Source organism: Neorhizobium sp. T25_13, from assembly GCF_002968675.1.
GTDB lineage: Bacteria > Pseudomonadota > Alphaproteobacteria > Rhizobiales > Rhizobiaceae > Neorhizobium > Neorhizobium tomejilense.
In genome coordinates, this window is sequence record NZ_PVBI01000010.1 from 1 (window position 1) to 19,535 (window position 19,535).

General features: G+C 62.8%; 17 protein-coding genes. 8 read left to right on the forward strand and 9 right to left on the reverse strand.

Annotated features, from left to right (window positions below):
* Window positions 1-298 precede the first annotated feature (298 nt).
* The 4 genes from C5J22_RS21970 to C5J22_RS21985 all read left to right on the forward strand — a co-directional run bounded on the left by C5J22_RS21970 (window position 299) and on the right by C5J22_RS21985 (window position 5,781).
* Window positions 299-1,252, forward strand: coding sequence for an ornithine cyclodeaminase family protein (locus C5J22_RS21970; RefSeq protein WP_105439991.1), 954 nt, complete (start codon window positions 299-301; stop codon window positions 1,250-1,252).
* The gene (hrpB, locus tag C5J22_RS21975) at window positions 1,252-3,738 is read left to right on the forward strand and encodes an ATP-dependent helicase HrpB (RefSeq protein WP_105439992.1); all 2,487 of its coding nucleotides are present in this window, start codon (window positions 1,252-1,254) and stop codon (window positions 3,736-3,738) included. The genes C5J22_RS21970 and hrpB overlap by 1 nt, the downstream gene beginning before the upstream one ends.
* Before the next feature lie 85 nt (window positions 3,739-3,823).
* Complete coding sequence (locus tag C5J22_RS21980; protein WP_105439993.1) at window positions 3,824-5,140, forward strand: ActS/PrrB/RegB family redox-sensitive histidine kinase; 1,317 nt, start codon at window positions 3,824-3,826, stop codon at window positions 5,138-5,140.
* 65 nt (window positions 5,141-5,205) lie between these two features.
* Window positions 5,206-5,781 (forward strand): ActR/PrrA/RegA family redox response regulator transcription factor, encoded by a 576-nt coding sequence (locus C5J22_RS21985; RefSeq protein WP_046607960.1) that lies wholly within the window; start codon window positions 5,206-5,208, stop codon window positions 5,779-5,781.
* On the opposite strand, the gene C5J22_RS21990 is transcribed toward C5J22_RS21985, so the two are convergent.
* Window positions 5,782-6,273, reverse strand: a complete 492-nt coding sequence (locus C5J22_RS21990) for an MmcB family DNA repair protein (RefSeq protein WP_105440124.1) — start codon at window positions 6,271-6,273, stop codon at window positions 5,782-5,784.
* 179 nt (window positions 6,274-6,452) lie between these two features.
* On the opposite strand from C5J22_RS21990, the gene C5J22_RS21995 reads away from it, so the two are divergent.
* Window positions 6,453-7,124, forward strand: coding sequence for a L,D-transpeptidase (locus C5J22_RS21995; protein WP_105422070.1), 672 nt, complete (start codon window positions 6,453-6,455; stop codon window positions 7,122-7,124).
* A gap of 65 nt (window positions 7,125-7,189) precedes the next feature.
* Here C5J22_RS21995 and C5J22_RS22000 read toward each other — a convergent pair whose 3' ends face one another.
* The 8 genes from C5J22_RS22000 to hslV all read right to left on the reverse strand — a co-directional run bounded on the left by C5J22_RS22000 (window position 7,190) and on the right by hslV (window position 17,550).
* Window positions 7,190-9,379: a malate synthase G gene (locus C5J22_RS22000; protein ID WP_105439994.1), complete on the reverse strand. Its 2,190-nt coding sequence runs from the start codon at window positions 9,377-9,379 to the stop codon at window positions 7,190-7,192.
* 111 nt (window positions 9,380-9,490) lie between these two features.
* The gene (locus C5J22_RS22005; RefSeq protein ID WP_105440125.1) at window positions 9,491-10,411 is read right to left on the reverse strand and encodes a LysR family transcriptional regulator; all 921 of its coding nucleotides are present in this window, start codon (window positions 10,409-10,411) and stop codon (window positions 9,491-9,493) included.
* A gap of 101 nt (window positions 10,412-10,512) precedes the next feature.
* Window positions 10,513-12,540: a hydantoinase/oxoprolinase N-terminal domain-containing protein gene (locus C5J22_RS22010; RefSeq protein WP_105440126.1), complete on the reverse strand. Its 2,028-nt coding sequence runs from the start codon at window positions 12,538-12,540 to the stop codon at window positions 10,513-10,515.
* A gap of 53 nt (window positions 12,541-12,593) precedes the next feature.
* Window positions 12,594-14,012 carry a cytochrome P450 gene (locus C5J22_RS22015; protein WP_105439995.1) on the reverse strand — a complete coding sequence of 473 codons (1,419 nt, stop codon included), beginning with the start codon at window positions 14,010-14,012 and terminating at the stop codon, window positions 12,594-12,596.
* A gap of 44 nt (window positions 14,013-14,056) precedes the next feature.
* Window positions 14,057-14,992, reverse strand: coding sequence for a DUF1402 family protein (locus C5J22_RS22020; RefSeq protein ID WP_105439996.1), 936 nt, complete (start codon window positions 14,990-14,992; stop codon window positions 14,057-14,059).
* 215 nt (window positions 14,993-15,207) lie between these two features.
* Window positions 15,208-16,515 carry an ATP-dependent protease ATPase subunit HslU gene (gene hslU / locus C5J22_RS22025; protein WP_105439997.1) on the reverse strand — a complete coding sequence of 436 codons (1,308 nt, stop codon included), beginning with the start codon at window positions 16,513-16,515 and terminating at the stop codon, window positions 15,208-15,210.
* Complete coding sequence (locus C5J22_RS22030) at window positions 16,512-17,036, reverse strand: GNAT family N-acetyltransferase (protein WP_105439998.1); 525 nt, start codon at window positions 17,034-17,036, stop codon at window positions 16,512-16,514. Before C5J22_RS22030 ends, hslU begins: the two co-directional genes overlap by 4 nt.
* A complete protein-coding gene (hslV, locus tag C5J22_RS22035) occupies window positions 17,023-17,550 on the reverse strand; it encodes an ATP-dependent protease subunit HslV (RefSeq protein ID WP_038547464.1) in 528 nt (175 codons plus the stop codon). The genes C5J22_RS22030 and hslV overlap by 14 nt, the downstream gene beginning before the upstream one ends.
* A gap of 189 nt (window positions 17,551-17,739) precedes the next feature.
* Here hslV and hisB point away from each other — a divergent pair, with 189 nt between their 5' ends.
* From hisB to hisH, 3 genes are read left to right on the forward strand one after another with little or no spacing between them, the layout of a single operon-like run.
* On the forward strand, window positions 17,740-18,348 hold the full coding sequence (hisB, locus tag C5J22_RS22040) for an imidazoleglycerol-phosphate dehydratase HisB (protein ID WP_046668209.1): 609 nt from the start codon (window positions 17,740-17,742) through the stop codon (window positions 18,346-18,348).
* A 19-nt stretch (window positions 18,349-18,367) separates the two neighbouring features.
* Window positions 18,368-18,859: a DUF2628 domain-containing protein gene (locus C5J22_RS22045; protein WP_172746744.1), complete on the forward strand. Its 492-nt coding sequence runs from the start codon at window positions 18,368-18,370 to the stop codon at window positions 18,857-18,859.
* Window positions 18,859-19,509: an imidazole glycerol phosphate synthase subunit HisH gene (gene hisH, locus C5J22_RS22050; protein WP_105440000.1), complete on the forward strand. Its 651-nt coding sequence runs from the start codon at window positions 18,859-18,861 to the stop codon at window positions 19,507-19,509. The genes C5J22_RS22045 and hisH overlap by 1 nt, the downstream gene beginning before the upstream one ends.
* The last annotated feature ends 26 nt before the right edge of the window (window positions 19,510-19,535 follow it).

Here is a 19,535-nt window from a genome sequence, read left to right on the forward strand (position 1 = left end):
CGGTCCCAACCAGCATGCGCCAATCAATCAGTGATTTCTGAAGAACGAAAGTCGTCGTCGCCAGCAGCGCCGCCGCCCTCGTTCAGTGAGCGGGTTATAGATCCCACCACCATTTGAAGTCAACAGCCATTTTCAAAAAACTGTCATTTTTCTCGGGACCTGCCCAAAACACGCGATTTCCGGCCATAAAATGAGCAGCGCTTAACGAAAGGGCAGCTCCGGAGCGCCGAAAAACCCATTTTACGCGGCGATTTCGCGTTGTTAGGGTAAAACCGATTTCTGGCGGCTGGAGTATGACATGCTGGTATTGAATGAAGTGCAGACCCGGGATGCACTCCCCTTTGCGGAACTCATCGCGGCGATCGAGGCGATGTTCAAAAGCGACTGCGTCATGCCAGTGCGCCACCATCATGAGATGGAGGTGCCGGGTGAGGCAAATGCGGTCATGCTGCTGATGCCCGCCTGGGTGCCGGGCGACCATATCGGCGTCAAGATCCTCAATCTGTTTCCAGACAATCATCTCCGGTCCCTGTCGACCATCTTCGGCAGCTACCTTCTTTCGTCGGGCAAGACCGGCGAGATGCTGGCGATCGTCGAGGGCGGCGAGCTGACCGCCCGGCGCACTGCCGCGACCTCGGCGCTCGCCGCCCGCTATCTTGCGCGGGAAGATGCCGAGATCATGCTGATGGTCGGAACCGGTCGGCTTTCGCTCAACCTCATGCAGGCCCACGCGATCACACGGCCACTCAAACATTTCCGCGTCTGGGGGCGCAATATAGAGAAGGCCGAAGAGACGGCGCACGAAGCACGGATGCTCGGGCTCGACGCGGTGGCCGTCAAGGATCTGGCCCACGCGGCCGGACAGGCGGACATCATTTCCTGCGCGACGCTATCGAGCGAGCCGCTGATCCGCGGCGAATGGCTGAAGCCGGGTGCGCATCTGGATCTCGTCGGCGCCTTCAAGCCGAGCATGCGCGAGAGCGACGACGAAGCGGTGCGGCGCGCGTCGGTTTTCGTCGATACGCGTGCCGGCGCCATGAAGGAAGGTGGCGACATCGTTCTGTCGCTTGCAAGCGGCGCGCTGTCGAAGGAGGGGATCAAGGCGGAACTGGCCGAACTCGCGCATGGAAAACATCCCGGCCGCATAAGCGCGGACGAGATCACGCTCTTCAAGTCGGTGGGCGCAGCGCTCGAGGATCTTGCCGGAGCGATCCTCGCCTATCGTCATGTCAGCGGACAGGTTTCGCACTGATGGCCTCAGCGCATGAGGCAGGTCCGATCACGAAGACCCTGCCAAGGCTTCCCGTTACCGACGTACTGGGCAATATAATGGTGGCGCTGGCCGAAGGTACGCGCGCCGTGCTTTCCGCCCCACCGGGCGCCGGCAAGACGACGCTGGTGCCGCTCGCGCTGCTGGACCAGGCCTGGTGCACCGGAAAGATCATCCTGCTCGAACCGCGGCGGCTGGCGGCGCGCGCAGCCGCGTCCCGTATGGCGTCGCTGCTCGGCGAACAGGTCGGCGAGAGGGTCGGGTACCGGATGCGTCTCGACAACAGGGTCTCGGCGAAGACCCGTGTCGAAGTGGTGACAGAGGGCGTTTTCGCCCGGATGATTCTTGACGACCCGGAGCTCAACGGGGTTTCCGCCGTCATCTTCGACGAATTCCACGAGCGGTCGCTCGACGCGGATTTCGGTCTGGCGCTGGCGCTGGATGTGCAATCGGCACTGCGCGACGATGTGAAGATCCTCGTCATGTCGGCGACATTGGATGTGGAGCGGGTGGCGGGGCTGCTCGGCGAGCCCCCCGTTATAAAGAGCGAAGGCAGGACTTTTCCGATCGACATCCAGCATCGCGACCGCGCGCCGAACGAACGGATCGAAGACGCGATGACGCGGACGATCGTCGAGGCGCACGCGAATGACACGGGTTCCATCCTCGCTTTCCTGCCGGGCCAGGCGGAAATCCTGCGCACGGCCGAGCGGCTCGCGAACCGGTTCGGGCCGGAGACCGTGGTCGTGCCGCTTTACGGCAATCTTTCACAGAGGGAGCAGGATCTGGCGATCCGGCCGGCGCCCGCCGGGCAGCGCAAGATCGTGCTGGCAACGTCGATCGCCGAAACCTCCATTACTATAGATGGAGTGAGGATTGTCATCGATAGCGGGTTGCAGCGCCTGCCGGTGTTCGAGCCCTCGACCGGGATCACCCGGCTGGAGACGGTGCGCGTTTCCCGCGCCTCGGCCGATCAGCGAGCGGGCCGTGCCGGCCGCACCGAACCGGGCATCGCGATGCGCCTCTGGCATCCGGGACAGACGGCAGCGCTGCAGGCGTTCACGCCGCCGCAAATACTGGCAAGCGATCTTTCCGGCCTGGTTCTCGATCTTGCCCATTGGGGCGCCCAGGATCCGAAGGGGCTTGCCTTTCTCGATCCGCCTCCCGGACCGGCCTTCAACGAGGCAAAGGTGCTGCTGGCCCAGCTTGGCGCGCTCGACCCCCAGGGCGGGCTGACGGAAAAGGGCCGGCTGATGCGGGAGCTGGCGCTTCCGCCCAGGTTATCGGCCATGGCTATCTCGGCGGCGGAGGAGGGTTTCGGCAGGCAGGCAAGCCTGCTTGCGGTGCTCCTGACCGAACAGGGGCTCGGCGGCAGCGACATCGATCTCGACGAACGGCTGCGGCGGTTCCGCAACGAACGCGGCGACAGGGCCGACGCCGCAAGGAAGCTTGCGGACAGGATCGCTTCGAACCTGCCGAGACGATCGCAATCGACGGAAACGGTACTCGCCGGCAGGCTTCTCCTGCATGCCTATCCGGACCGGATCGCGCTGCAGCGCGGCGGGCGCGGGCGTTTCGTGATGGCGAACGGGCGCGGCGCGGAACTGCAGGAAACCGAGCGGCTGGCGGCGTCGCAGATGCTTGTCATCGCCGACCTGACCGGGCGGGCGGCGCAGGCGCGTATTCTCGCGGCAGCGGAGATCAGCCGGGCGGACGTCGAGGCTGAGCTTTCCGGCGCGATCCGCGAGAGCGAGGAGTGTTTCTTCGACCGGGCGAGCCGGCAGGTGCGAGCCCGCAAGGTGACGCGGCTCGGCGCCATCATCTTTGAGGAAAGGCCGCTGCCACGGCCGAGTGGCGAGCGGGCCGCACAGGCGCTTGCGGACGGCGTGCGGGAACTGGGGCTTCAGGTCCTGCCATTCTCCAAGGAAGGCGCGCAATTGCGCGACCGGATCGGTTTCCTCAACAGGTCGATCGGCGCGCCTTGGCCTGATATGAGCGACGAGGCGCTGCTCGCCCGGCTCGACGAATGGTTCGTCCCGTTCCAGGGCAGTACGTCGGGCATCGATTCCATCAATCCCGGCAGCCTTTCGGAAGGGTTGCGCTCGCTCATTCCGCATGAGGTCTCCCAGGATCTCAACAAGCTGGCGCCGACGCATTTCGAGGCGCCTACGGGCGAGCGGCATCCGATCCGTTACGATGGCGAGGAGCCGGTCCTGGCGATCCGGGTGCAGGAACTGTTCGGGCTGAAGAAACATCCGGCGATTGCCGGCGGAAAGCTGCCGCTGCTGCTCGAACTCAACTCGCCGGCACATCGGCCGATCCAGACGACGCGGGACCTGCCCGGCTTCTGGGCCGGCTCCTGGAAGGATGTGCGGGCCGAAATGCGCGGCCGTTATCCGAAACACCCGTGGCCGGAGGACCCGGCCGAGGCCGCACCGACGACACGTGCCAAACCGCGCGGGACGTGACAGAATGCCGCCTGCGACCTGAAGTCGAGCCGGTTTATGAAGGCGGCCGCAAGTCACTTGTATAAGGCAAGGTAAAGAGCAGACGGTGAGCGTAGACAGTCCTTCAGTGCGTTTTGCGCAATTCGGCCCTTCGAGCCGGCGGATTCGGCTTCAGACGCTGGTGCGGCTGCGCTGGCTTGCGGTCGCCGGCCAGACGATCACCGTGGTCATCGTCGGGCTGCTGCTGCAGTTTCCGCTGCCTCTTCAGGAAGCAGGTATCCTGGTCGGGGCGCTTGCGGTCGCAAACCTCACCCTGTCGGCCTGGTTTCCGCCGACCCATCGGCTCGGCCCGAAATCGGCGCTGGCGCTGCTCGGTTTCGACCTGTTGCAGATGGCAGCGCTGCTGTTCATCACCGGCGGGCTTGCCAATCCGTTTGCGCCGCTGATCTGCGTTCCGGTCATCATCGCCTTCGCTTCCCAGCCGCTGCGTCATTCGCTTGTGCTGATCGTTTTTGCGCTAGTCTGCACCACGGTGCTCGCCTTTTCGCCCTACGCGGTGCCCTGGTACGAAGGCGAGCCGCTCCGGATCCAGCCGGTCATGCAGCTCGGGGTCTGGTGTTCGATCGCCTCTATGATGATGTTCGCGGCCTTCTATGCCTATCGCGTCAGCCATGAGGCGACGCTGCTTGCCGATGCGCTGGCGGCGACCGAACTGGTCCTGGAGCGGGAAAAGCATCTCTCGCAGCTCGACGGGCTGGCCGCCGCTGCTGCCCATGAACTCGGCACGCCGCTCGCAACCATCAGCGTCGTCGCCAAGGAGATGGAGCGCGAACTGGCGCCGGACGACAAGTTCCGCGAGGATGTGCTGCTGCTGCGAAGCCAGAGCGAACGCTGTCGCGACATCCTTCGCCGGCTCACCTCGCTTTCCGCCGAGAGCGAGGAACATATGCGCCGGTTGCCGCTTTCCTCCCTGGTCGAGGAGGTGGTGGCGCCGCATCGGCAATTCGGCATTGAGATCGAGCTCGTGGAGAAGAGCGACCGAACCGACGAACCGGTCGGCAACCGCAATGCCGGCATTATATATGGGCTCGGCAACCTGATCGAAAATGCCGTCGATTATGCCAAGAGCAAGGTGATCGTCACGGTGGAGCACGACGCCGAGCGGGTTGCGATCACCATCGAGGACGACGGCCTGGGTTATGCGCCGGATATTCTTTCGCGGATCGGTGAACCCTATATGACGAAGAGGCCCAAGGAAGACGAACGGGCCGGTGGGCTAGGCCTCGGCCTCTTCATCGCCAAGACGCTGCTCGAACGGTCCGGAGCCTCGATCCGTTTCGGCAACCGCGACAGCGGCGAACCGGGTGCCCGCATTCATATCGAATGGCCGCGCTCGGTGATGGACGCGCAGGACTTGAAATAGGCCGGCCAGTCGGCCGATCATCATGAAAAGGCAAGCGGGCCTTCGAAACCCGCGGAGAAAAAGAGATGGAAACACACCCGGAACCGACCAAGGCTCATGCCGACCCAGAACTCGGACCTGATCCTTCGCTGCTGATCGTCGATGACGACGGGCCGTTCCTGCGCCGGCTGGCCCGGGCGATGGAGACCCGCGGCTTTCTGGTCGACACGGCGGAGTCCGTCGCGGAAGGCATCGCCAAGACGAAGGCGCGGCCGCCGAAATATGCGGTGGTGGATTTGCGCCTCGGCGACGGCAACGGGCTGGATGTGATCGAAGCGATCCGTCAGAGCCGCGAGGATACCAAGGTGATCGTGCTGACCGGCTACGGCAATATCGCAACGGCCGTGACCGCGGTAAAGCTCGGGGCGCTCGATTATCTCGCCAAGCCCGCCGATGCGGACGACATTTTTGGCGCGCTGACGCAGCGGCCGGGCGAGCGGGCGGACGTACCGGAAAACCCGATGTCGGCGGATCGCGTGCGCTGGGAACACATCCAGCGGGTCTACGAGATGTGCGAGCGTAACGTGTCCGAGACGGCGCGCCGGCTCAACATGCATCGCCGCACGCTGCAGCGCATCCTCGCCAAGCGCGCGCCGAAATAATCAGCCGCCATCGTCGAACGTCTTGCCGGTCGCCCATTCCGCCAACATCAGGCGCTGGGCGGCGGCGCGCGAGAAGTTCAGCGTCATCGCCTTGCGGGTGGCGGGCGGCAGTCTGTGTTCCGGTGCGTCACGCAGCAGATGCCCGCCATAACCGTCCGAGAGGAAAAGGCCGCAATCCTCCGGGAAGATGTCGAGAGGCACGTCCTTGTGCGTCGCGAAAAACAGGCGGTCGCAGAAGTACCGGTATTCCGGCCACTTGCGGTCAACGCGGAAATCTTCGATCGACGTCTTGATCTCGACGATCCAGATCTCGCCCTTTTCCGAAATGGTCACCAGGTCGGCTCGCCTTCCGCTCGACAGCACGAGTTCCGGCAATATCGCATGTCGCATGTCGTGGAGCAGAATCTGGACGCCCTTGCGCACCAGCATGGCGCGGGCCGACTGCCGCCCATCTATTAACGGATTATTACTGGCAAGGTTGAGTATAGTCATAGAATCCCGAAAAACCGCTTCCATGATGTTGCAAAAACGCCATGGCTTTTTTCAATCATGCGCCGGCTCTGTTTTGATGCGCTGCAGCGCTTGCCAAGCGTAGTTTAATCGAAAATAACCCGTCATCAAAGATGGGCCAGACGTCCTTCTAAATCGATTCGTTTATCCAAGAGATTTCCATGCGCTTTCGCACTAGCATGCTCGCACTCGGCTTGTTGGCAACTGCTGCCTTGGCCGGTTGCGCCTCCACGATCCCCGGCGGCGGCACCCAGGTGGCCACGGCCTCCTACACCGAACAGATCTTTACCGACTCCTACGGTTCGGTGAGAGACGCCGGCTATACTCTGCCGGCGATCCCGATCAACAAGGTGGCCAAGCAGTATGTCCGCCAGATCGTCAGCTATCAGACCAGCGAAAAGCCGGGCACGATCGTCGTCAACACGCGTGAACGCCATCTCTATTACATCATGCCGAACGGCAAGGCGATGCGCTACGGCATCGGCGTCGGCAAGCAGGGTTTTGCCTGGTCGGGCACGGCCTATGTCGCCTGGAAGCAGGAATGGCCGACCTGGCACCCGCCGAAGGAAATGGCCGGCCGTCGTCCGGACGTCGCAAAATACGTCGAAGACGGCATGGGGCCCGGCCTCAGCAACCCGCTAGGCGCCCGCGCCATGTACCTGTTCAACGAAAAGGGCCAGGATACGCTCTTCCGTCTGCACGGTACGCCGGAATGGAACTCGATCGGCACCGCGGCTTCGTCGGGCTGCATCCGCCTGATCAACCAGGACGTCATCGACCTTTACAGCCGCGTCCGTCCGGGCCGCGAAACCAAGGTCGTGGTGGTCCAGTAATCGCGAAATTCGACGAGAATACGAAAAGGCCGCCGAGAGATGTCTCCGGCGGCCTTTTTCTTTGTTCAGTTCTCTGCTCTCCGGTCAGCCGGGAGCTTGGCTTTCAGCTCGATCCGGCGGCGATGCAGGACCGGCTCGGTATAACCATTCGGCTGCTCTCGGCCCTTGAGCACCAGATCGAGCGCCGCCTGGAAGGCGACTGAGCCCTCGAAATCCCTGGCCATCGGGATGTAGAGCGGGTCGCCGGCATTCTGGCCATCGACGACGCCGGCCATGCGCTTCATCGTCTCGACGATCTGCTCTTCGCTGACGAGCTTGTGACGGAGCCAGTTCGCCATGTGCTGGGCGGAAATGCGCAGCGTCGCGCGGTCTTCCATCAGGCCGACATTGTTGATGTCCGGCACCTTGGAGCAGCCGACACCCTGATCGATCCAGCGGACGACATAACCGAGAATCCCTTGCGCATTATTGTCGAGCTCGCGCTGGATTTCCTCCGCGGTCCAGTTCGGCCGAACGGCGACCGGCACGGAGAGGATATCCGACAGTTTGGCGCGGGGGCGGCTCTTCAGGCCGGCCTGAACGGCGGTAACGTCGACCTTGTGATAGTGGGTGGCATGCAGCGTGGCTGCGGTCGGCGACGGAACCCAGGCGGTGTTGGCGCCGGCTTTCGGGTGGGCGATCTTCTGCTCCAGCATCGCCGCCATCAAGTCCGGCATGGCCCACATGCCCTTGCCGATCTGCGCATGGCCGGACAGGCCGCATTCGAGGCCGATATCGACGTTCCAGTTCTCGTAGGCCGCAATCCAGGCGGCCTGTTTCATGTCGCCCTTGCGGATCATCGGGCCTGCTTCCATCGAGGTGTGGATCTCGTCGCCGGTACGGTCGAGGAAGCCGGTGTTGATGAACACGACGCGCTCGCGCGCCTCGCGGATGCAGGCCTTGAGGTTGATGGTGGTGCGGCGTTCCTCATCCATGATGCCCATTTTCATGGAATTGGTGGGAAGACCGAGCGCCTGTTCGACGCGGGCAAAAATCTCGCAGGCGAAGGCGACCTCTTCCGGCCCGTGCATCTTCGGCTTCACCACATACATGGAGCCGGCCCGCGAGTTCTGGCGGCGACCGTTGGGGCCGATATCGCGGATCGCAATCAGCGCCGTGACCATGGCGTCCATGATGCCTTCCGGCACCTCCCTGCCCTCGCTATCCAACACTGCCGGATTGGTCATCAGGTGACCGACATTGCGGATCAGCATCAGCGAGCGGCGCTTCACGGTGACTTCGCCGCCCACGGGCGACTTGAAAGCGGTATCCGGGTTGAGCTTGCGGATGAAGGACTTGCCGCCCTTGGCCACCTCCTCCTGAAGGTCGCCGTTCATCAGGCCGAGCCAGTTGCGGTAGACGACGACCTTGTCCTCGGCATCGACGGCGGCGATCGAATCCTCGCAGTCCATGATGGCGGTCAGCGCCGATTCCAGCCAGACATCGGAAATCCGGGCCGGATCGTCCCTGCCGATCGCCGTCGTGGCGTCGATCAGGATTTCGATATGCAGGCCGTTCTTCGTCAACAGCAGGTGCGTCGGCTTGGCGGGTTCGCCGAGATAGCCGGCAAACTGCGCCGGATCGGCAAGATTGACCGTCTTGCCATCCTGGGCTGCCGCCGCAAGCGTTCCACCCGTCACGACGAACGAGGTGACGTTCGTCCAGCTTGCACCTGAAAGCGGCACCGACTGATCGAGAAAATCCCGCGCCCAGGCGATGACCTTGGCGCCGCGGATCGGGTTGTAGCCCTTGCCCTTTTGGGCACCGTCCGTCTCGGGAATGGCGTCCGTACCGTAGAGCGCATCGTAGAGCGAACCCCAGCGGGCATTGGCGGCATTCAGCGCATAACGGGCATTCATGACCGGTACGACCAGTTGCGGACCGGCGATCTCGGCGATTTCCGGATCGACCTTGTTGGTCGAAACTGTAAAGTCCGGCCCTTCCGGCAGCAGGTAGCCGATGTCGCGCAGGAAGGCTTCGTAAACTGCCAGATCGCTGGGGGCGCCGTTCTTGCGGTACCAGCCGTCGAGCTTTGCCTGGAAGGCGTCGCGCTTGGCGAGAAGTTCGCGGTTCTTCGGCGCCAGATCGTGGACGATCTTCGAAAACTCGGAGAAGAAGCGGTCGGCATCGACACCGGTGCCCGGCAGCGCTTCCTTCACCAGGAAGTCGTGGAGCTTCTCGTCGATTGCGAGACCATTTTTTTCGATACGGGCCATCGGTTCCTCCGAATTTTTCATGCCGCGACTGTCGTTGTTGGCGAGCGAAATTGCAATTGCACAAATATTGAATGACTTATGCCATATCGGAAATAATTTTGCCGATAGCAGCTATTTCCGGCCTGCCTCCGGGGAATGCCGCTCCCAATAAGGCGTTGGCCCATAGAGGTCCGCCAGATACTCGATGAACGCCCGGACCTTGGAGGGAAGATGCTGCCGGCTGGGATAGACAGCCGAGACCGAGACATTCTTGGAGCCTTCATATCCGGGCATTACACTCACCAAACGCCCGTCCTGGAGTTCGTTGCCGATGTCCCAGGTGGATCTTAGCGCGATGCCAAGGCCGGCGATCACTGCTTCGCGGATGACTTCGCTCGAATTTGTGTTCAGCCTTCCAGCCGGTCGGTAAATCAGCGGGCCTTTGGGACCTTCCAGCCTCCAGGGTTCGCCGTTATGGGCCGTGAGGCATTGATGGTCTGCCAGTTCCTCAATGCTTGTCGGGGCGCCGTGCCGCTCGATGTAGGAGGGAGAGGCGCAGAGAATGCGCCGGACCTGCACGAGCTTTCGGGCGACGAGGCTCGAATCTCTCAGCTCGGATATGCGGATCGCCACGTCGAAACCCTGGGCGATGATATCCGTGAACTCATCCGACAGCATCAGGTCGATCGACAGATGCGGGTTTGCCTGCATGAATGCCGGCAGATGAGGCGCGATATGCATTCGCCCGAACGAGGTCGGCGCGGAGATGCGCAGATTGCCGGCGATCTCGGTCGACCGGCCTGAGACGAACTGCTCGGCATCCTCGATCCCGGTCAGGACGTTGGCGATCCTGTCGTAAAAACCCTTGCCGGCGTCGGTCATCCCGATCTGGCGGGTGGTGCGCTGCAGGAGGCGCGTCCCCAGTTGCTCCTCCAGCCGCTTGATACGCTTCGAAACCACGGCCGGCGAAATGCCGAGGCTCTTTGCCGCCGCCGACATGTTTCCGGTGGTTGCCACTTTGACGAAGATTTCCAGATCGGCGAGATTGGTGATCACTGCAATTTTTCCCAGCTGGAATAAATACCGGCCAACTTACGCCCTTTTGAAGAGAGCTTAAAGGGCGATACATTCTGGGCGTCGAGCGCATAACCGGGCTAAACCGCTTGGAAAACGGCTATCCTCGGCCTGCCGACAGCAACGGCGGTGATCCGCGCCTCAACGAATTTTCGCGAGCCCTCGATTTCCGGCGCATCCAGTTCTTCCGAGACGGTCACGGCGGCGTCCCCGGCGCCATCTGCATTCGCCTGCGCCAGCGCGGCTGTGATTGCGCGGTCACGGGCCGTTGCCAGTGCTTCGGTTTCGCCGATGACCGCAATACGCTCGCCCGCTCCGGACACTATAAATCGGCCCTCCTCCGGCGAGGTGACAACAACTGTAACGCTGGCACGGACCTGGCCAACCACCGCCCCGACGGCGTTTGCGACATCGGCATCGACCGGAATGACCGACTGCGCGCCCAGCATATTCGCGACCGCCGGATAATAGACGGGTGCGGAAGCCCCGAGCCCGATCAGCGGACGATCCAGCGAGACGGAGAACCGGGCGATGCCGGGGACCCGTTTCAGCGCTCGGTCGACGGCAAGCGAAACCGCGGGATCGATGGCTTCGGCGCCGTCTTCGGCGAGACAGGCTGCGAGCACCGCTTCGGACGACTGGCGCGTCAGCCGGCTTACGATCTTCTCGGCCAAGTCTTCCGGGGAAGCGGCGATCCCGCGCCCTGCGCCGTCCTTGCGCCGGGCGGCGAGTTCCAGCCCAAGCCTTGCAGCCTCTCCGTGCCATTGGTTCTGGCGGCCGAGCACGTGCAGGGCATCGGACGGGGTGATGCCGCAGAGATGCACCAGCCCTCTCGCAACCAGCCGGTCGAGGACCGCCCTTTGCGAATTCATGGTCAGAAGATCGTTGAGCGAAACCGGCACGTTGCCGATGCGGGCAAAAAGCGCCTGTTCCGGCGGCTGCAGGCCTTGGGCCATCACATCCGGCACGCCGGTCCGCACCGCGAAGCGGCCGTCGTGCCGTCCCGCATGGCTGGCCCGCAGCTGCCTTTCCAACGTCGACAGGATGATCTCGCCATGCACCATCGCGGCAAGGCTCAGCGGCAGAAGCCGGCGCGGACCGAGCGTGAGCCGGGCTTCGAGGCCGCGGTCGTCGATATGGACTTCGGAATCGCCGCCGAGCCCGTAGGTGCGCAGCGCCACGGCCTCCACCATGGTGCGATGACCGCCGACGACGGCGCCTTCTTCCGCCAGCTTCGGCCGCCCGCCATCGAGAACCGCAACGTCCGTGGTCGTGCCGCCGATATCGGAGACGACCGCCTGATCGAGCCCGGTGAGGAAATGCGCACCGACGAGGCTTGCAGCAGGACCGGAAAGGATGGTCTCGATCGGCCGCAGCCGGGCTTCGGCGGCGGAGATCAGGGCACCATCGCCGCGCACCACCATCATCGGCGCCGTGATGCCGCGCGCGGTCAGAAAGCCCTCGCAGGAACCCACCAGCCGGTCGATGATCGACACCAGCCGGGCGTTCAGAAGCGTGGTCAACGCACGGCGGGGACCGCCGAGTTTCGACGAAAGCTCGTGGCTGCAGGTGACGGGCAGATGCGAAAGCGCGCGAATGCGGTCCCTCACCCGGATTTCATGAGCCGGATTTCGGACAGCGAAATAACCAGCGACCGCAAAGGAAGACACCGTTCCGCCAAGCGTGGGCATGGCCGCCTCCAGAGCCCCCATGTCGAGCGGCGTTTCGTTGCCTTGCACGTCATGGCCTCCGGGCAGGAAGATCACCGGGTCATTTCCGAGCGCCTCCGCAAGTCCGCCGCGGGTCAGATCCTCCGCGGCAAAGCCGATCATGATCAGGGCGGCACGACCGCCCTGCCCTTCGACCAGCGCATTGGTGGCAAGCGTCGTCGACAGCGAAACGAGGCCGATAGCCGAAGCGGAAACCGCGCTCTTTTCCAGCACCGAATCGACGGCGCCGGCAATGCCCACCGCCAGATCATGCCGGGTCGTCAGCGATTTGGCCTTGGCGATAACGCCTTCGCCCTCGCGGAACAGCACCGCATCGGTATAGGTGCCGCCGGTATCAATTCCGAGAAGGAGAGGGCCGGGAGGAAAGGAAGAGGCCACGCGAAAATCCTGAAGATCGGGTCGATGGATCAATAGCGCATAGGCCGCCAAGATCAATTCACCACAGGAGACCTCTGATGTCGCGGACTGACCCGCATCAGCAGACCATCTCGCGGCTGGGTGGTCAGCTTCTGGACCGGCCAGACCTTGGTTTCCGGCGTCACATCGAAACGATAGCGACCCATCAGCACCGCAAGCGCGATCACCGCCTCCTGCAGGGCGAAGGTGGCGCCGATGCAGGTGCGAGGCCCCGCGCCGAAAGGCAGATACTGGAACCGGTTCAGCTTGCCGCGGTTCTCGGGCACAAAACGCTCGGGCATGAAGGCCCGCGGCTTCTCCCAATAAAGCTCGTGGCGGTGCAGCGTCCAGGGCATGACCAGCACGGTCACGCCGGCGTCGATCCTGACCGTCTTGCCTTCCGGGCTCGTCCAGCTGTCGTCGCTGATCGCCTCCCGGTTGATCGAAGGCGCTGGCGGATAGAGCCGCAATGCCTCCTCGAACGCCGCCCGCACCCAGGGCATCAGTTCCAACCATTCGACCGGATCGGCGCCGGTCGCCAGAACGCGGTCGATCTCTTCCTCCATGTTCTGCCGTACCGATGGCGATTCCGCGACGCAATAGAGCGTCCAGGCCAGCGCCCGGGCCGTCGTCTCGTGCCCTGCGCCGATGAAGGTAAGGATGTTGTCCTCGATCTCGCCCATCGTCAGTCCGTCGGGACCGGCCAATTGAAGCAGCAGCGTCAGGAAATCCTGCGGCACGTCACCCGGATGTTTGCGCATCCGCTCCTGCCGCATAAGCATGGTTTCGGCGACCACCCGCCGGAACTTGTCGAGGATCCGCCTGCCGCCGATGCGCGTGACGCGTGGCACCCAGGGCGGCGCGCGCAGCATGTCCATCGGGTCGATCCGGCCCATGCGATGCAGAAGCTGGTCGACATCGTCGGCAACAGTCTCCTTGTTCCCGGCGATCTCGCCGGAAAACAGGGTTTCGGCGAGGATGGCATAGGTCAGTTCCGTCATGTCGACGGAAATATCCCGGACCGAGCCCTCGGCGCCGGCCTCGGCATATTTCCTTGAGAACTCCTCAGTCTGGCTCAGCATCTGGCCGGCAAAACCGCGGGAATGCTTGGGCGTGAAAACCGGTGCCATTGCCTTGCGGCAGCGTTTCCAGACCTCGCCTTCCGCCGTCAGCAGGCCGTCCCGGAGGATCGGGCGAAGGACGAGCTGGCGGATTTCCGACATCTCGTAGTTGCTGACATTGTCCACCAGGATATGTCGGATAAGCCCGGGATGGTTGACGATCAGCGTCCGTTCCTTGAAGAACTTCGTCTCGAACCAGGGCAGCGTGTAGGAAACCTTGCCCCAGAGCTCCAGCGGATTGCGCAGCGCAGTCCAGATGACCTCGATCGGGTTCAGCAGCCGATCTCGAAGCGGGGGCGCCGGCGGAACGAAGGGTTCGGGGCGGATGTCCATGGACAGCCCTCCTCAGGGGTTTCCTATGGAGGGAGTATCAGTCGTCAGAGCAGGGATTTCAACTCGGCGAGCTTGTCGTTGACCAGCCAGCCGTAATAATTTTCCTCCGGCAGGCCGCCACGGGCGGCAAGCGCTGCGGCGCGCTGCGCCGAACCGCCGGTATTGTAGAGCGTCGCGGTGATGCCGGGATTGCGGGAGATATCCATGCCGGCGATCGTCTTGTAGTCGTCGATGGAGCGGCGGATGCTGGCTGCCATATAGGCGAGCGACTTGTCCGGATCCATGATCGCATCATAGACCGCTGCCGCTTTATTCTCGTCGAGCTTCGGATAACCGGAGGTTCTGGCCACCATGTCCGAGAGCATCAGCGCCGTCAGCGGATTGACCTGGCCGAGGCCAAAAGTCTGGCCGGCATAGAATGGCTGAAAGAAGACCGCACTGAAGCGGTTGTCCGGAAACGAGGTGCCGCCAACCGAACGGCCGCGAAAACTCTTTTCCCAGACGCCTTCACGGCAGGTCCAGAGCTTGTAGGAATCGGCGAAATCGCCGCATTTGCTGAATTCCGGCCGGTCGAGGAACTGCTGGATGCTCTCGTCGCCGTAGCCGAAACGGAAACTGTTGCCGGCATAGGCGGCGGCCTTGACGTAATAGGTCTGCAGCCGGTCGTAGGCATCGACATTGTAGGTGTGCTCGCCGACGATCGCGCCGATCATGTGGATCGGATCGATACCGTAATCGGCGGCCGTCGACCTCACCTTGGCGATCAGCTTCTTGTCGGAGGCCAAAAGATCGCGGATCTTCTCGTATTTGTCATCGAAGGTGGTGCGGCCGGCCCGGGTCCGGCGTACGGAAGCGCCAGGAACCTTCGGCTGTTCCGCGTGACGGTTTCCTTCGGGAACCATCGTAAGTCCGCCTGCGAGCGCGGAAGAAGCCGCAGACGTCGCGACGACAAGGATCAGTGCCAGAAGGATGCGTTTCAAGATTTTTGCGTGTCCCAGGACTTCGACTATGCCGTTCTCCGGCACGGGATGCTGAAAGCCATTCCAAACCGACTCACTCAAGCGCCGGATATTTCCATGAAAACGCGCTTCCCTTACGCGAGGCGTAAGGACTGTGTCGAGACGCGGGCGTTCAAAATCCCGTCAGCGCCGGCAAATGAGCAGCCGGACGTTGCCCGGCTGCCACGATTGCCCGCTCAGAGAATATAACGCGACAGATCGGTGTCGGCGGCAAGATCGCCAACATGCTTCTTGACGTATTCCGCATCGATCGTCACCGCCGTGCCACCCTGATCGGGTGCGTTGAACGAGATTTCGTCGAGCACCCGTTCCATCACGGTCTGCAGCCGGCGGGCACCGATATTCTCGACCGAAGAGTTGAGATGCACGGCGACATCCGCCAGAGCGTCGATCGCATCCTCGGTGAAGTCGAGCGTCAGCTCTTCCGTTTCCATCAGCGCCTTGTACTGGCGGATGAGGCTTGCCTCGGTTTCGGTCAGGATGCGGCGGAAGTCTTCCTTGGTGAGCGGCCTCAGCTCGACCCGGATCGGCAGGCGGCCCTGGAGTTCCGGCAGGAGGTCGGAAGGCTTGGAGACGTGGAAGGCGCCCGAGGCGATGAACAGGATGTGATCGGTCTTCACCGGTCCGTATTTGGTCGAGACCGTGGTGCCTTCGACCAGCGGCAGCAGGTCGCGCTGTACGCCTTCGCGGGACACACCGGCGCCCATGCCGCCGTCACGGGCGGCGATCTTGTCGATCTCGTCGAGGAAGACGATGCCGTCATTTTCGACCGAGCGAACGGCTTCGCGCTGGATGACCTCGTTGTCGATCAGCTTGTCGGATTCGTCGCGGATCAGCTCGCCATAGGATTTCTTGACGGTGGTACGGACCTTCTTGGTGCGGCCGCCCATCGCCTTGCCGAACATTTCCGACAGGTTCAAGACGCCGATATTGGCGCCTGGCATGCCGGGGATCTCGAAGCCGGGCATGCCGGCGCCGGTGTCAGTGACCTCGATGTCGATTTCCTTGTCGTCAAGCTCGCCGGCGCGCAGCTTCTTGCGGAAGCTTTCGCGGGTGGCGGGCGAGGATGTCGCGCCGACCAGGGCATCGAGCACCCGTTCCTCGGCGCTCATATGGGCCTTCGCCTGCACGTCGGCGCGCATCTTGTCGCGCACGAGGCCGATGCCGATCTCGACGAGATCGCGGATGATCTGCTCGACATCGCGGCCAACATAACCGACTTCGGTGAATTTGGTCGCTTCGACCTTGATGAAGGGGGCGCCGGCGAGCTTCGCCAGGCGACGCGAGATCTCCGTCTTGCCGACGCCGGTCGGGCCGATCATCAGGATGTTCTTGGGCATCACTTCGTCGCGCAGGCTCTCGTCGAGCTGGTGACGGCGCCAGCGGTTGCGCAGCGCGATCGCCACCGCGCGCTTGGCGTCGTGCTGGCCGATAATGTGCCGATCCAGCTCGGAGACGATTTCCCGGGGTGAAAAGTTACTCATGTCAAATCCGTTTCTTCTGGTGCGTCCAGCGCCATGAAATGGGCCGGACCGTAAATGGATGTCCTGGTGTCGACATAGCGGAAGCCGGCCTTTTCATAGGCGCGGATCGCCCGGGCGTTCTCCGGATCCGGATCGATGACGATCCTTCTCGCGCCGCTTTCGAAAAGCTCAGCTACCAGCTGGCGGATGATCGCGCTGCCGTGGCCGATGCCGACAAGCTCAGCATTGCCGATCGAGATATCGACGCCAAGTGTGCCCTTCGGCTGATCCTGATAGGGATGACCTTCTTCAAGATGCGGATCGTAATACTGGAGATAGGCGATCGGCCTGCCGTCCAGTTCCGCGATCATCGGCCGGGTCTCGACGCTGGTCATCGAATATTCGATGCCTGCCAGTTCCTCGTCGACCCCACCCCACCATTTCGCGATATGCGGCTCGGCGAGCCACTGCGCGAGCAGAGGAAAATCCTCTGCCGCGACATCACGAAACGAATAGCGGGGCGCGCCGTCAGCCATCGGCATCCAGCGTTTCGATGACCAGGTTATGGTTGGTGTAGACGCAGATATCGGCGGCGATATCGAGAGCTTTCCTAGCGATCTCCTCGGCCGACTTGTCCGAATCCATCATCGCGCGTGCGGCCGCATAGGCATAGTTACCGCCCGACCCGATCGCGATCGTTCCGTGCTCCGGTTCCAGCACGTCACCATTGCCGGTAACCGCCAGTGTGGTCGATTTGTCGGCGACCAGCATCATCGCTTCGAGATTGCGCAGGTACTTGTCCGTGCGCCAGTCCTTGGCAAGCTCGACGGCGGCGCGCATCAGCTGGCCCGGATATTGTTCGAGCTTCTTTTCAAGCCGGTCGAGCAGCGTGAAAGCATCGGCGGTCGCACCGGCGAAACCGGCGATCACTTCGCCCTTGCCGATGCGGCGCACCTTGCGGGCGTTGCCCTTCATCACGGTCTGGCCGAGGCTCACCTGGCCATCGCCGGCCATGATGACCTTGCCGCCTTTCCGAACAGTAATAATGGTTGTCATAAGCCACCTGTTGGCCCGTCCTGCGGGCATTCGTTTCAGAGCATTCCGGCCCCGTTGGACATTTATGTAAGACGGTCCAGGACGAATGCAATCTCATGACGCAATGCCGCCGCCACTGCCCTGCTTTTGCTGGATATTTGACGTAGTGCCTGATAAGGAGCGCAGATCGATCGCATGGAGCAGACCCAGATGGGTGAGACGACTACCGCACGCGTGGGCAACATCGTCCGCAAGACCAACGAAACCTCCGTTTCCGTTTCCGTCAATCTCGACGGCGCCGGCGCGGCCAGGATTTCCACGGGCGTCGGCTTTTTCGACCACATGCTGGACCAGCTCTCGCGACATTCGCTGATCGACATGGACATCGAGGTCACCGGCGACCTGCATATCGACGACCACCATACGGTGGAAGACACCGGTATCGCGATCGGCCAGGCGATCTCCAAGGCGCTCGGCGACCGTCGCGGCATCACCCGTTACGCCTCGCTCGACCTTGCCATGGACGAGACGATGACCAAGGCGGCCATCGACGTGTCCGGCCGGCCGTTCCTGGTCTGGAACGTCGCGTTCAGCGCCCCGAAGATCGGCACGTTCGATACGGAACTGGTGCGGGAATTTTTTCAGGCGCTTGCCCAGAATGCCGGCATCACGCTGCATGTCCTGAACCATTACGGCGCCAACAACCATCATATCGCCGAGACCTGCTTCAAAGCCGTGGCACGGACACTTCGCGCCGCCATTGAAATCGACCCGCGGCAGGCCAATCGCGTTCCTTCGACCAAGGGAATGCTGGTCTGACTGCTTGAGGAGACAATCCTTGAGAAGCTATCTCGTTCTGACACCGCCCAATGAACCGCGAAGCGGACCCGAAAGGGATTTCCAGTCGACCCTCGTTCTGCGGGACGGGATTTCCTGGCTGGCGCTGTTGTTTCCGTGGATCTGGCTGTTCTGGCATGGGCTGTGGATTGCCGGGATCATGGTGCTGCTGATCCAGATCGGCAGCGGCATCCTGATGCAGGTTCCTGGTTTCTGGACCGCCGGCCTGCTGCTTGGTTTCGCCACCAGCCTGCTCACGGCACTCGAGGGCCGACATTATCGCTCCGAAGCGCTGATCCGTCGCGGCTGGACACTGGAAACGGTGATCTCCGCCCACGATCTGCGCACGGCCGAGGAGATCTATTTCTCTGGCCTGCCGCAGCCGGAACAACAACCAATGCCGGTCTCGGCCGAGTGGGCAAAACAGGCAAAACCGCCCGCCGCCGGATGGCAGGCCCCGCACATGGGCCTTTTCGAACATGGAGGGCGCTGATGCGCGTCGCAATCATCGACTACGGGTCCGGCAATTTGCGTTCCGCGACCAAGGCCTTTGAACGGGCTGCCCGGGAAGCCGGCATCGACGCGATCATCGACCTGACCGACAAGGCCGAGGCCGTCGCCAGCGCCGACCGTATCGTGCTGCCGGGCGTCGGCGCCTATGCGGACTGCAGCGCCGGCCTCGCCGCCGTGCCGGGCATGCGGGAAGCCATCCTCGACGTCGTCGAGCACAAGGGCCGCCCTTTCCTCGGCATCTGCGTCGGCATGCAGCTAATGTCGTCGCGCGGGCTTGAAAAGACGACCACCGACGGGTTCGGCTGGATCGAAGGCGACGTCGTCGAGATGACGCCTTCCGATCCCAGCCTCAAGATCCCGCAGATCGGCTGGAACACGCTCGATATCCATCACCCCCACCCGTTGTTCGATAGCATCCCGACCGGACCGGACGGCCTGCACGCCTATTTCGTGCATTCCTACCATCTGGCGGCCAAGCACCGCAGCGACGTGATCGCGACTACCGAGTACGGCGGTTCGATGACCGCGTTCGTCGGCCGTGACAATGTGGCGGGCTCCCAGTTTCACCCTGAGAAAAGCCAGACACTAGGGCTTGCCCTCATCTCCAATTTCCTGCGCTGGAAGCCCTGAGCTCGCGCGAACTCTCAAGGACCGAA

Excerpts from the sequence above, each read along its gene's own strand:
- C5J22_RS21985 (WP_046607960.1), top strand. The coding sequence starts at position 5,206 with ATGGAAACACACCCGGAACCGACCAAGGCTCATGCCGACCCAGAACTC.
- hslU (WP_105439997.1), bottom strand. The coding sequence starts at position 16,515 with ATGAGTAACTTTTCACCCCGGGAAATCGTCTCCGAGCTGGATCGGCAC.
- hisH (WP_105440000.1), top strand. The coding sequence starts at position 18,859 with ATGCGCGTCGCAATCATCGACTACGGGTCCGGCAATTTGCGTTCCGCG.
- C5J22_RS21990 (WP_105440124.1), bottom strand. The coding sequence starts at position 6,273 with ATGACTATACTCAACCTTGCCAGTAATAATCCGTTAATAGATGGGCGG.
- C5J22_RS22030 (WP_105439998.1), bottom strand. The coding sequence starts at position 17,036 with ATGCCGATGGCTGACGGCGCGCCCCGCTATTCGTTTCGTGATGTCGCG.
- hrpB (WP_105439992.1), top strand. The coding sequence starts at position 1,252 with ATGGCCTCAGCGCATGAGGCAGGTCCGATCACGAAGACCCTGCCAAGG.
- C5J22_RS21970 (WP_105439991.1), top strand. The coding sequence starts at position 299 with ATGCTGGTATTGAATGAAGTGCAGACCCGGGATGCACTCCCCTTTGCG.
- C5J22_RS22000 (WP_105439994.1), bottom strand. The coding sequence starts at position 9,379 with ATGGCCCGTATCGAAAAAAATGGTCTCGCAATCGACGAGAAGCTCCAC.
- hisB (WP_046668209.1), top strand. The coding sequence starts at position 17,740 with ATGGGTGAGACGACTACCGCACGCGTGGGCAACATCGTCCGCAAGACC.
- hslV (WP_038547464.1), bottom strand. The coding sequence starts at position 17,550 with ATGACAACCATTATTACTGTTCGGAAAGGCGGCAAGGTCATCATGGCC.
- C5J22_RS21995 (WP_105422070.1), top strand. The coding sequence starts at position 6,453 with ATGCGCTTTCGCACTAGCATGCTCGCACTCGGCTTGTTGGCAACTGCT.
- C5J22_RS22015 (WP_105439995.1), bottom strand. The coding sequence starts at position 14,012 with ATGGACATCCGCCCCGAACCCTTCGTTCCGCCGGCGCCCCCGCTTCGA.